Origin of the sequence: Fibrobacter sp. UWH6 (assembly GCF_900142465.1) — a bacterium.
GTDB lineage: Bacteria > Fibrobacterota > Fibrobacteria > Fibrobacterales > Fibrobacteraceae > Fibrobacter.
In genome coordinates this window covers 91,145-102,847 of record NZ_FRAX01000011.1, presented here as the reverse complement: position 1 = coordinate 102,847, position 11,703 = coordinate 91,145, and the positions used below count along the sequence as shown (strand labels likewise).

The window sequence follows — 11,703 nt, the reverse complement described above, 5'->3', positions numbered from 1 at the left end:
GAGTAAGATTTCTCTCCGGGCGAGTGTCCGCGTGCATAGGCAAACCTACCGCGGGGTACTGTGGTATGTTCTTCACGAGCAGTTTACCAACCAGTACTACCGCTTGCCGCGCGGTGCGTACGACTTTGTGTCGCGCCTTTCGCCCGATAAGACGGTAGGCGAGGTTTGGAACTCGATGCTTAAAAGCGGCGATGGCGATATGCCCGGCCAGGGCGAAGTCATCGAGATGCTTGCGCAGCTGTACCAGGCGAACATGCTCATGTACATGGGCGTGGACGATGGCGCAAAGCTTTTCGAGCGCAACCGCAAGCAGAGGCAGAAAAAGGTCAAGTCTTCGTTACTGAACATCTTCTTCTTGAAGGTTCCCGTTTTCGATCCTGACGCTATTCTGAATCGCTTGCGATGGCTCATCGCTTGCCTGATTAGCAAGCCGTTTGCGGTGGTGTGGCTGTTGACGGTTCTTGTGGCTGCGAAGTACGGTGTTGAAAATTTCGACGCCCTGAAGGATAGTGCGCAAGGGTTCCTTGCCCCGTCGAACATCGGCTGGGTTTACGTGTGTACCGTGTTTGTCAAGCTGCTTCACGAATTTGGCCATGCGAGTGTGGTCAAGCGTTTTGGCGGCGAGGTTCACACGCTCGGCGTGATGTTCATGCTGCTTGTTCCTCTCCCTTATGTGGATGCGACGGCGAGCTGGTCTTTCCGCAAAAAGTCGAAACGCATTCTCGTGGGGGCGGCAGGCATGCTCACGGAGTTCTTCATTGCTTCGATTGCTTTGATACTTTGGGCGAATTTGGGGGGCGGCCTCGCCAAAAGTCTTGCGTACAACGTTGTTGTGATGGCATCCGTTTCGACAGTCCTCTTCAACGTGAATCCGCTCATGCGCTTTGACGGGTACTACATGCTTACCGACGCTCTTGACATGCCGAATTTGCAGCAGCGCTCGGTGCGGCATTTGAAGTACTTGCTCGAACGTTACGTATTTTTCAAACGTGACGCCGAAGAGGTGGCTGAAACCTGGTTTGAAAGATTTGTTTATGCCGTGTACGGCGTTTCGTCTTCGATTTACAGGGTGTTCCTGTTTACAGGCTTCATTGTCGCCATTTCCGCGCACTACCTGATACTTTCCTTCTGTATGGGTGTCTTGCTCTGCCTTACAATGGTGGTGATGCCTGTGGGCCGGTTTATAAAGTATGTCTTTGCAAGCCCAGCCCTTTCGCAGGTCCGTAACCGCGCCGTGCTTGTGACTTTGGTCGTGCTCGGCGGAGTCTTTGCAGCGCTTTTCTACGTGCCTGTTCCCGACACTTTCAAGGCTCCTGGAATTATTGAGGCCGCTCGGTACGAGAATTCTACGGTAGGCGAGGGGGGCGTTGTCGCAAAGGTCTATCGTGGCGAAAAGGCCCTGGTCCATAAGGACGATACGCTGATGGTCCTTGAGAACCGTGAACTGGATTTCCGCATAGAGGAAAAACGTGCCCAGGTGAACGAGACCGTGCAAACGTATTACCAGGCGTTGGAACTGGCTCCCGAAAACATGCAGCCCGTCGAAAAGAGATTGGGAGTCCTGAGGCAGGAACTGAACGATTTGTTGCGCGACCGCGATAAGTTGGCGCTGCTTGCTCCGATGGACGGAATTTGGAATGTTAAAAGTCCTGACGACTACGTGGGGCGTTTCTTGCAGAAGGGCGATTCGGTTGGGATGGTCTTAGATACGGCTGCGTTCGATTTTCTTGCGGTGGTGACTCAAGAGGAAGTCTCGCGCTTGTTCATGGAAAACCCGCGCAAGGTTTCCGTGCGTTTAAACGGCGAAGCCTTTGTCGAGATTCCTGTCGATAGCGTGAGCGTGATTCCTGCGGCGAGTGACCGTTTGCCCTCTGCGGCCCTTGGCTGGCTTGGCGGTGGCGAAATTGAAACAACGGCGAAGGATGGCTCTGGCGAGCGTACGGCGGAGCCTGTTTACCTCGTTCGTTCCTCGATAAGAAGGGACTTGGCTTCCCTCTCCGGTGTAGACTGGGCTCATGGACGTTCCGGAAAAATTCGTTTCCATTTGACAGACACTCCGCTTGCCCTGCAGGGAATCCGCAAGGCAAGGCAGGCCCTGCAGAAATACTATAAGATGTAGCATGAACCTGATCGAAAACTACCGCCTTACCGCCTGTAAACGGGTGAAGAAGATTCCGACGGGGCTTGACGCCCTCGTTTTTCGGATGCAAGGGCGGTTCAAGGGCCGTAGTGGCGTGCTGCGCCGCCTTTTGCGCGAAGCTGCCAAGATCGATAAGCTGGGCAGGTCGTATAGCGGCCTGGACAGAGCCGAGTTTAGGCAAAGGCTGGCGCGTGTCCGCGATGCCTTTAAGCGTAGGCCGGACCGCAACGCGCTGCAGACCGCGTTTGCCCTTGTGCAGGAGGCGGTGACCCGCACGTTGGGGTACAGACCCTACATTGAGCAGGTGGCGGGAGCCTTGGCACTTTATGACGGGTTCATTGCCGAAATGTCGACAGGCGAGGGGAAGACCGTGACTGCGGCGATGTGCGCTACGGTGCGCGGCTTTGGCAAGCAACCATGCCACGTGATAACCGCGAACGACTACCTGGCAAGTCGCGATGCGCAGATAATGAAGCCTCTCTACGATATTTGCGGCGTGACCGTGGGTGCGGTGACCGGGGCGATGAAACCTGCCGAGCGCAGGGAGGGCTACAGCGCCGACGTGACCTATTCTACCGCCAAGGATGTGCTTGCCGATTTCTTGCGTGACCGCATTGCGCTCGGGAAATACCAGAATTTCTCGAAGCGGCTTGTGGGCGATTCTTCGGGCGCGAATATGGAACGGGTCATGTCGAACTTGGTGCAACGGGGGCTATGCACCGCCATCGTTGACGAGGCCGACAACGTGCTTATTGACGAGGCTGTGACTCCGCTTATAATTTCCAAGGAGAACAAGAACGAGGGCTTTAACGAAAGTTGCAGGATTGCTTTCGCGCTTTCCGAAAAATTGGTCCAAGGTACCGACTATGCTGTCGATATCCGCTTTAGGACAGTCCGTTTCCTTGTCGATATGGACGAACGCCTGGAATCGCTTAAGTCGGTGGGCGAGGGCTTCTGCAAGGCGTCTTTCTTGAAGGACCTGATTCGCCAGGCGCTTGTGGCGCGAGAACTTTTTGTGGCCGGTCGCCAGTATGTTGTAGAAGAAGGCAAGGTGGTGATTGTCGATGAATCGACGGGCCGCAAGATGCCCATGCGTTCGTGGAACGGCGGGCTTCACCAGATGATTGAACTGAAGGAAGGGCTGGAACTTTCGGGCCTCAAGGAAACCGAGGCGCGAATGAGTTTCCAGCGCTTCTTTAGGCTGTACAAGAACTTTTCTGGCATGACGGGAACCGGCAAGGAAGCCCTTGGCGAGTTCTGGACGATTTACGGGGCGGCAGTCCTTTGCATTCCGAATCACCGCAAGTGCTTGCGTAAGATTTCGTTCCTCAAGATTTTTTCTACCAAGGAATCCAAGCGGGTGGCCATTGTCCACGAAGTGCTCGATGTCCATGCCAAGGGCCGCCCGGTCCTTATCGGCACCAAGGACATTGACGAAAGCGAAACCCTTGCCGAAATGATCAAGGCGCTTGGCCTTGAATGCTGTGTGATAAACGCTGTCCGCAGCGACGACGAGGCTACAATTATCGAGGGCGCCGGTCGTATGGGCGCGATAACGGTTGCGACCAATATGGCCGGGCGCGGAACCGACATCAAGATTCCCGATAAAGTAAAGAAACTTGGCGGCCTGCATGTGATTGCCACGGAGTGCAACCCTTCTTCGAGAATTGACCGCCAGCTTTTTGGCCGCGCCGCCCGTCAAGGTGACCCGGGGAGCGCGAGCCATTACGCAAGTTTTGAGGACGACGTGCTGCGCCGCAACCTGCCGGGGGCGCTTTGGGGCGCTTTTAGGCATCTTGGCCGCCTTTCTGCGCTCGTCGTGAGGTGGGCGCAGTATTCGGCGGGCAAGAAAGCCATGAAAAGTAGGCTTTCTGTTCAGCGGACAGACACCTGGCTTGAAGACTCTCTCGGCTTTAGCGGAAACGACGTGTAGAAACTACACACGGCCGTGACACAATTTTTACAAAAAAATGCAACCTGGACAAAGGAATATATTGCTTTGTCTGCAAAAACACTTTATCCTTGATTTTTATTCGTTCATCGGAATCAGGCATTTTCGGTGATACGCTCTCGACTACAGAACACTCCGCAACGAAGAATTCCTGGGACTCCACAAGTACTTCGTTGAGCAGACTGCAAGCATCACCAGCGAAGAGATTCGCAAGTCCATCGAAGCCTACCGCACCTCTGTAACCGAATACGCTAACCTCATTGAAGTGTCTGTCGACGAATCTGCCGCAATGGCCGTCAGCCGCCTTGATTCCGAACGCAATGCCGCCTACTCCTCTTGCAGGAACTTTGCCGAGAACGCCGACTCCACGAGGCTGAATCAGGACCAGTCCACGGGTACTTTTACGAACCTCATCAATACCCTCAAGGAAATTGGTGATGACAAGTTGAGCGCCTGCGGATTCAAGCCCTGGCTCGAAAACCTCGAAAGCAAGCACAACGAATACCTGACGGCGGTGCAGAACCGCAACAAGGAAATCGCTTCGAAGGTTCCTTCAACCAGAACCTGGAACGCGCCGGCCGTCTGGCTGACTTCCTTGAATTCGCAGAAGTCCTCACCCTCGACGCCCTCCACCGTGAAGAATCTTGCGGCGGTCACTTCCGTGAAGAAAGCCAGACCGAAGAAGTCGAAGCAAAGCGTGACGACGAACACTTCTGCTACGTCGGTGCTTGGGAATTCAAGGGCGATGGCGAAAAGCCCGAACTCCACAAGGAACCTCTCACATTCGATAACGTCCACCTCGTTACTAGGAGCTACAAATAATGAGCCACGGCAATATGAATTTGACTTTGAAGATTTGGCGTCAGAAGGACTCCAAGACCAAGGGACAGTTCGAAACTGTCAAGATCAGCGACATTTCTCCCGACATGTCCTTTCTGGAAATGCTGGACATTGTCAACGAAGAACAGATGAAGCAGGGCAAGGTCGAAGCCAAGAAGCGCGTGCTCGCTATGGTGGCACAGATGGACAAGGAAGGCTTTGGTAACTGCACCAACCTTTACGAATGCCAGGCTGCTTGCCCGAAGGGTATCACCGTGGATTACATCGCCAAGATGAACCGCGAATACCTCATGGCAACCGCTACCTACGCTGAAAAGGTGTACGGCAAGGACTAATTCCTAGCATGTCATCCTGAGCGAAGGCGCTTGCGCCGGAGACGAAGGATCTAGAACTCCGTTCGGGTAAACTCCGGGCGGAGTTCTTCTTTTTTGTGAATTTTGTATTGTCAATATTTATCCTAGATAATTCGATTCAGTAACATTCGCCAAACGCTTCACCTCGGAACTCCTCAGTGAACAGCATCTAACGGTGTCACGTAAATCGGCTAGGTTGCTTTATTCTTGATAAAATTATATATTAAGAGTGGAGGCTTTACAATGGAAATGACAACTGTCCAACTTCAGATCCCGGTGGATATGGAGCCGTATATTGCGACGAAGCCAGAAGGCGAACTTGTGCAGTTGGCCTTGTTGTTGCATCCGTTTGTAAAGAACGAGACCATATCGCATGGTCGCGCTGCCGAAATTCTCGGTATCACAAAGTGGCAGCTAATCGAGCTTTATGCCAATGAGGGCTTTGCCTACTTTGATATGGATTGGGACGAGGTCGAAGAGGATGTCGCTACCTATGAACGCCTCAAGGCGTATTTGAAGAATTAACTGCCAATCCTGACTTTTCTGAAGAAGCGGAAGAGATTAGGAAATGTGAATTCATTGAAATACAAGATGTCAATCCTCAAGAAGTCTCCCTTTTTAGGAGGGCTACGGGGCTTGACCTTGGTGAGAGTGAGGCTCTCGTTTTGACAGATCGGTTAAATGCGGACTTACTTCTTGTTGATGAAATCAGGGCAAGGCATGTTGCCAAAACAATCGGTCTCAACATAATGGGTACAATCGGCATTTTTAGAGCCGCTTATAAGGATGGCTACATTTCTGCAGATGAAGTTCGCGAAGCTGTAGAAATATTGCGTTCTAGCGGTCGTCACATTGGCGAACGACTTTTCAAGAAGTTGCTTGAATCCTTGTAATTTTCCCATACATTCGACCTTCCTGGAAATGCTGGACATTGTCAACGAAGAACAGATGAAGCAGGGCAAGGTCGAAGCCAAGAAGCGCGTGCTCGCTATGGTGGCACAGATGGACAAGGAAGGCTTTGATAACTGCACCAACCTTTACGAATGCCAGGCTGCTTGCCCGAAGGGTATCACCGTGGATTACATCGCCAAGATGAACCGCGAATACCTCATGGCAACCGCTACCTACGCTGAAAAGGTTTATGGTAAGGATTAAGAGGTCGCTCATGCCCAAGGCATTCGCTTTGAGGTATGAGGTCGGTCGCTTCGCTCCCTTTGAGGTGTGGGGCTTCAGCCCCTTTGGGTCTTCCGCGCACCCCACTGCAGGCTTCAGACGCCAGCCCGCAACGCCTGGCTTATAGCAAAAAATGGAGAAAGTATTCCTGCATGGGGGAGGTGGTGTCGGACATATTCGACTATATTGAGGCGTTCTATAACCGCAGGAGGTTGCATAGCACGCTCGGGTACCTGAGCCAGGTAGAGTATAGGTTGAAAAGGCTGGCTGCGTAAGGAGCCGGCTTAGGCTAGACTTCGAGTTGAGTCAGTTTCCCGTTTTCCTGTTCCGCCTTGAATATGTCGTAGACATAGGGAGAACTTTCAAGGTAAAGTCCGGTTTCCAGGTCAACCAACTTGGCGAATGTTTCTGACGCGTAGAGCCTGCGCATTGCTTCGATGAGCGGGATTTTCTGGTCTTCCATCATATACGAGATGATGTCTCCCGTTATGAGTTCAGCAAGCATTTTGGGCTTAGACATGGACCGACTCCTTCTTTTTCAACAGCGCAATCGCTTTTTCTGAGTGGAAGGAATATTGGTCGGTTAGTTTCTTGAACTTCATCTCGCTAACGAGCGTTTCGACAGAGATAGTTCCTTCGGAAAACTGCCTGAATAGCAATGCCAAGTCATCGTTCGCAATCGGCCCTATGACCAAGTCGAACTGACCGTCTATGTTGGAGTCTTCCTGCGGGTCTTTCAGTTTCGTTGCGTTTCGGTTCGTGATGACGAATTTCGCCCATTCTATGGTGGGTGAATCAAAGTGACGGATGTTCAGGGTTCCAAGTTTGTCCGCCGAATTGTCGAAATCGTATATATTCAGGGTGGGCGAGCCGCCATACATTCTTGCTACCCTTTGCGCCATCCTTACAGCCTGCTCCCGAATGGTGGTAAGGTAGAACCCCTTGCCGAAATCCTTGTTCGGACGGCACTTGGACAGTTCAATTTGGGCGATGTCCGTGTTCGAACCGTGGAAGAGAATCACTGTATCTTCCCTCCGTTCTGCTGGCTGACTAGCGTTAGGTCGTTGATGGCGTCTTCAAATGAAAGCGTATGCTCCACATCGTAGAATTCGACAAGGAAATCCATCGCTCCGTGATTGCATAGATAATCAAAAGCCTGCTTTTCTGTAAGGCTCTTGTTTGCGGCGAACTCGTTGACGCATGCAACGGTATATCTGATCAGTTTCTTGTCCATTTCTTAGATAATATACATAAAGGCTAGAGTCGTGGCAATAGTATGGGCACTCTCCCGGTACAATGTAGTGCTTATTCATGGAGCTGCTCCGGAAAATCAAGGATTCGAAAGTTCGTGTGATGAAACTGTTCGTAGTGCGTGGGGTTTTCATAACAATTGGGTTGTAGACTATACAACTTAAGATGGATAGCGCGAAGCTCCAAAAGTCTTTGGGTGATGCCGCAGGCATGTTGGGGGCATATAATCAGGATGGTGAAAAGAAACTTACTCTTTGGCTAGATTCCGCTGTCTTTGAAGATACGGTAACATACGGCTCCGAGTATATCTATATCCAACGTTCCTTTGCGAATCCAGCGGCGTCCCCTGCACATAACGCATACGAAATTGGTGATAGAACTTGGAAAGGGAATAACAAGTGTTCCGTACGTAGGGCCTTGTTTGAAGAGGCTCAGGAAGTGAAGGCGAAAATATACAATAAACATATTGTTGGGGATTCTGTTGTTATAGATTCTACGGTTGGACAAAAAGCTCTTGAAATCATCCGTAAAAACTCCAACCTCTATCGTCAACTTGCATCTCGTTATATCCTTATCGGTCACAGCATGGGCGGTGTAGTTTCCCGCGAGTACGTGCAAGGTAACTTCTACAACGGTGATGTGGACAAATTTATCATGCTTGATTCACTGCACGAGGGAACCGGAACTTTGGACATACAACTCGGTTTGCTGTTATTTTGTAGTAAAATGTGTAGAAAAATTTTTAAGGAGAACTGGGTGTGAAAAATCTGTTGAACAAGTTTGGGCTTCAAAGGCTGATTGTGGCTGCCATAACTGCAATTTCAAGTGTATGTATGTGGGGGTGTTACGATGATCCGTGCGATGATATGGAGTATCGATGGACGGGCCCGACCGAAAAGAAAATTGTTGGTTTCGTTAACGATAGTTTTGCCATAGTGGCTCATGCAAATAGATGGAGTTATGAGGCTGACTGCATGTGTAGTGGAGAGCGGTTCGGTTTGGGACGATGGACCATTGGCGTATATAACTACAGGGAACAATTGGATGGCCCCGTTTTTGTGGATTCCGTTGACGATGGATATGGACAATACATGTATGTTTTGGGACAATTGTCGGATTCTGTAGTCTGGGGCGGTAATACGGACCCGAATCTGTTGGTTTGGAAAAATGCGACATCATTTTCCTTTTGGAAAATTGGCGAAAAACCGCATATAATTGGAGTTAGGCAGTCTTTTGATGGTTGTTCTGTTTCTTTTCCGATTGTTTCCTTGAGGGAATGGACTGATGGCGCAATTTTTGCAAAAGGAAATTTGACAGCTGGTAACGATAGCTGCCAATATGCCGTTTTGGACACCGTGTCGGGGGTTCTCACCTACAAGAGACTGGATGAAGACCTGATGTGGATACAGAAGTGCGATGATGTCCGTGCGTGGGGTTATGACGTGTATTGTTCCCTTCCTGGAAAGCGTCCTCTTGAGGGAAACATTTTAAAGAACGAAAAGGATACGATTCTGGCGCCGTTGGTGTTTAGTAAGGGAATTTTTTGGGGGAATATGATAGAACTGCGAGCAAATATATGTAACCTTGGTAATCAAGAAATTTCATGTCTTGATTCTACGTTTACATGGCGTGAACCCTTAAAATTTTATAAAGGTAACGATGTCGTGGTGGATTTGGAGTAAAGTATGAGAAAGAGGATTGTTCTATTCTTGATTTTGTTGATTGTTTGCGAATCACGGGCTGTTCCCAAGCCTATGGAAAGTTTGACGAATTATAACGTGCTTCTTTTACATGGTGCATACGGTCATACTGATGCGGATGGCGTTTTGCAGGGTTTTGAGGAGAATTCGACGCTGCTGCTTGCGTTGGTTGCGGTGCTTGCGTTGCTGCATGTAAGAACGCTTCCGCTATGCTCTTCGTCTCCGCTAAGGTTTCTCACCTCAGCTTCTTGCCCCAGGGCAAGGTCGAAGCCAAGAAGCGCGTGCTCGCTATGGTGGCACAGATGGACAAGGAAGGCTTTGGTAACTGCACCAACCTTTACGAATGCCAGGCTGCTTGCCCGAAGGGTATCACCGTGGATTACATCGCCAAGATGAACCGCGAATACCTCATGGCAACCGCTACCTACGCTGAAAAGGTGTACGGCAAGGATTAATGAGGCGTGAGGTATGAGGTCGGTCGCTTCGCTCCCTTTGAGGTGTGGGGCTTCAGGCCTTTGAGCAAGTCAAGAACTCCGTTCGGGTTAAACTCCGGGTGGAGTTCTTTTTTGTAGAACAATTTAGAGTCAACTTTAACTACATTTACCCAGTAGAATTTTAAAGGAGTTACACAATGAAGTTTTTCACAAAGATTGCAATGGTTGCCTGCTGTGCCGCCTTTTTGTTCGGCTGCAACGAACAGAAGAATGATAACGCCGCCCAGGCTGACGAATCCCTGAACAAGGTGAAGGCTGCAGGCACTTTCGTGCTGGGCCTCGATGACTCTTTCCCGCCCATGGGCTTCCGCGACAAGGACAATAACATTGTGGGCTTTGACATTGACTTGGCTGCTGAAGTTTGCGCACGTCTCGGTGTGACTCTCAAGACTCAGCCCATTTCCTGGGACGCTAAGGAACAGGAACTGAACACTGGCAAGATCGACTGCATCTGGAACGGCATGAGCGTTGACTCTGCCCGCGCTGCCGCCATGAACCTGAGCGACGCCTACCTCAAGAACCGCATGATCTTCTCCGTGAAGGACAAGGCTCTTGCTAACCTCGCTGCTCTCGCCGGTAAGAAGATTGCCGTGCAGAACGGTTCCACTGCCCAGAAGTTGCTTGAAGCTTCTGACGCAGGCAAGGCTGCCAAGGAAATCGTTCCCTTCGACGATAACCAGACCGCTATGATGGACCTGGACAAGGGTGGTGTAGACGCCGTGTTCCTGGATGAAATCGTTGCCAAGTACTGGATCGCTTCCAATGCCAAGGATTTCGTTGTTCTTGAAGAAGGCCTCAGCGATGAAGTCTATGCTATCGGCTTCCGCAAGAAGGACCAGGCCCTCCGCGACGCCGTGAACGAAACCATCAAGGCAATGCAGGCCGATGGCAAGTTCGCTGAAATCCAGACCAAGTGGTTCGGTAAGTAGGATCGAGGTCGCTTCGCTTTGAGGTGTGAGGCCGTGCCTGCGGCACTTTGAGCGAAGCATGGCGCCTTTGGCGCTTTTAATATAATGCGCGGAGCGCCAAATAAAAAACTCATACCTCTAGCAGCGTAGCTGCGAACCTCAAACCTCATAGCTGATATGTCTGATTTAGTTACTCTTCTGCCAGTTTTGTGGGGCGGTTTCGTTACCACTCTAGAAATCTTTGGACTGACGCTGTTGTTCTCCATTCCGCTGGGACTCTTGGTCGCGGTGTTGAAGATGAGCAAGTACCGCGTTGTCCGTTATCCGGTGTCCTTCTACGTTTCCGTGATGCGCGGTACACCGCTCTTGCTGCAGATTGTAGCTATCTACTTCGGCTCCTATTACCTCAGTGAATTCTCTGGCCTTGGAATTTCCTTTGACCGCTTTCCGGCGGTGGTGGCTGCATTCTCCATCAACTATGCGGCCTACTTTGCAGAAATTTTCCGCGGTGGCATTCAGGCTATTCCCAAGGGCCAGTACGAAGCTGCCCAGATGCTGGGCCTGACCCGCGGCCAGACTTTCTTCCGCATTATCTTGCCTCAGGTTGTAAAGCAGGTTGTTCCTGCCAGCGCCAACGAAGTCATTACCCTGGTGAAGGATACGTCCCTGGCTCAGGTTATTGCCGTGGCGGAACTTTTCTCTCTGGCTAAAAAGCAGCAGGCGGCCTACGCCAGCATTTATCCGCTGTTTGTGGCCGGTGTGTTCTACTATATCGCAAACCTTTTGCTCAGTTGCCTTTTCGCCTACGTAGAAAAGAAGCTGAATTATTATAGGTAGGAGTGAGGTCGGCGCAGAGCGCCTTTGAGGTATGAGGTTGACAGGTTGCATCTGGC

Annotated in this window: 13 protein-coding genes and 4 pseudogenes; 14 read left to right on the top strand and 3 right to left on the bottom strand. The window is 50.9% G+C overall.

Features of this window, described 5'->3' with window-relative positions; genetic code table 11:
- Positions 1-31 precede the first annotated feature (31 nt).
- The 9 genes and pseudogenes from BUB73_RS10515 (at position 32) to BUB73_RS17845 (ending at position 6,732) form a co-directional block, all read left to right on the top strand.
- Entirely contained in the window at positions 32-2,119 is a 2,088-nt protein-coding gene (locus BUB73_RS10515; RefSeq protein WP_139259188.1) for a zinc metalloprotease, read from the top strand.
- Complete coding sequence (locus BUB73_RS10510) at positions 2,061-4,073, top strand: preprotein translocase subunit SecA (protein WP_139259187.1); 2,013 nt, start codon at positions 2,061-2,063, stop codon at positions 4,071-4,073. The genes BUB73_RS10515 and BUB73_RS10510 overlap by 59 nt, the downstream gene beginning before the upstream one ends.
- 307 nt (positions 4,074-4,380) lie before the next feature.
- A pseudogene (locus tag BUB73_RS18005) lies at positions 4,381-4,581 on the top strand (hypothetical protein); the annotation flags it as partial.
- A pseudogene (locus BUB73_RS10500) lies at positions 4,554-4,913 on the top strand (fumarate reductase/succinate dehydrogenase flavoprotein subunit); the annotation flags it as partial. The pseudogenes BUB73_RS18005 and BUB73_RS10500, both read left to right, overlap by 28 nt.
- Positions 4,913-5,266: a hypothetical protein gene (locus BUB73_RS10495; RefSeq protein WP_175552208.1), complete on the top strand. Its 354-nt coding sequence runs from the start codon at positions 4,913-4,915 to the stop codon at positions 5,264-5,266. The pseudogene BUB73_RS10500 and the gene BUB73_RS10495, both read left to right, overlap by 1 nt.
- Before the next feature lie 261 nt (positions 5,267-5,527).
- On the top strand, positions 5,528-5,809 hold the full coding sequence (locus BUB73_RS10490; RefSeq protein WP_073235011.1) for a UPF0175 family protein: 282 nt from the start codon (positions 5,528-5,530) through the stop codon (positions 5,807-5,809).
- Positions 5,810-5,949: 140 nt separating this feature from the next.
- On the top strand, positions 5,950-6,177 hold the full coding sequence (locus BUB73_RS16965; protein WP_139258468.1) for a PIN domain-containing protein: 228 nt from the start codon (positions 5,950-5,952) through the stop codon (positions 6,175-6,177).
- Between the two features lie 55 nt (positions 6,178-6,232).
- Positions 6,233-6,439 (top strand): annotated as a pseudogene (locus BUB73_RS10480) (succinate dehydrogenase/fumarate reductase iron-sulfur subunit); the annotation flags it as partial.
- Between the two features lie 35 nt (positions 6,440-6,474).
- On the top strand, positions 6,475-6,732 hold the full coding sequence (locus BUB73_RS17845; protein ID WP_254917663.1) for an IS3 family transposase: 258 nt from the start codon (positions 6,475-6,477) through the stop codon (positions 6,730-6,732).
- Between the two features lie 14 nt (positions 6,733-6,746).
- Here the strand turns inward: BUB73_RS17845 and BUB73_RS10470 are convergent, their stop codons facing one another.
- Genes BUB73_RS10470 through BUB73_RS10460 form a run of 3 tightly spaced genes read right to left on the bottom strand, consistent with a single transcriptional unit; the run spans position 6,747 to position 7,691 of the window.
- Positions 6,747-6,977: a hypothetical protein gene (locus BUB73_RS10470; protein ID WP_073161622.1), complete on the bottom strand. Its 231-nt coding sequence runs from the start codon at positions 6,975-6,977 to the stop codon at positions 6,747-6,749.
- Positions 6,970-7,479, bottom strand: coding sequence for a DUF3990 domain-containing protein (locus BUB73_RS10465; protein ID WP_073161623.1), 510 nt, complete (start codon positions 7,477-7,479; stop codon positions 6,970-6,972). The genes BUB73_RS10470 and BUB73_RS10465 overlap by 8 nt, the downstream gene beginning before the upstream one ends.
- On the bottom strand, positions 7,476-7,691 hold the full coding sequence (locus BUB73_RS10460; protein WP_072801212.1) for a DUF3791 domain-containing protein: 216 nt from the start codon (positions 7,689-7,691) through the stop codon (positions 7,476-7,478). The genes BUB73_RS10465 and BUB73_RS10460 overlap by 4 nt, the downstream gene beginning before the upstream one ends.
- Before the next feature lie 182 nt (positions 7,692-7,873).
- Here BUB73_RS10460 and BUB73_RS10455 point away from each other — a divergent pair, with 182 nt between their 5' ends.
- From BUB73_RS10455 to BUB73_RS10435, 5 genes and pseudogenes are all read left to right on the top strand, one after another.
- The gene (locus BUB73_RS10455; protein WP_073285574.1) at positions 7,874-8,470 is read left to right on the top strand and encodes an esterase/lipase family protein; all 597 of its coding nucleotides are present in this window, start codon (positions 7,874-7,876) and stop codon (positions 8,468-8,470) included.
- On the top strand, positions 8,467-9,390 hold the full coding sequence (locus tag BUB73_RS10450; protein WP_073285571.1) for a hypothetical protein: 924 nt from the start codon (positions 8,467-8,469) through the stop codon (positions 9,388-9,390). Before BUB73_RS10455 ends, BUB73_RS10450 begins: the two co-directional genes overlap by 4 nt.
- Positions 9,391-9,554: 164 nt before the next feature.
- Positions 9,555-9,863, top strand: a pseudogene (locus BUB73_RS10445) (4Fe-4S dicluster domain-containing protein); the annotation flags it as partial.
- A gap of 176 nt (positions 9,864-10,039) precedes the next feature.
- The gene (locus BUB73_RS10440; RefSeq protein WP_073285569.1) at positions 10,040-10,831 is read left to right on the top strand and encodes an amino acid ABC transporter substrate-binding protein; all 792 of its coding nucleotides are present in this window, start codon (positions 10,040-10,042) and stop codon (positions 10,829-10,831) included.
- A 156-nt stretch (positions 10,832-10,987) separates the two neighbouring features.
- Positions 10,988-11,647 carry an amino acid ABC transporter permease gene (locus tag BUB73_RS10435; protein WP_073285566.1) on the top strand — a complete coding sequence of 220 codons (660 nt, stop codon included), beginning with the start codon at positions 10,988-10,990 and terminating at the stop codon, positions 11,645-11,647.
- The last annotated feature ends 56 nt before the right edge of the window (positions 11,648-11,703 follow it).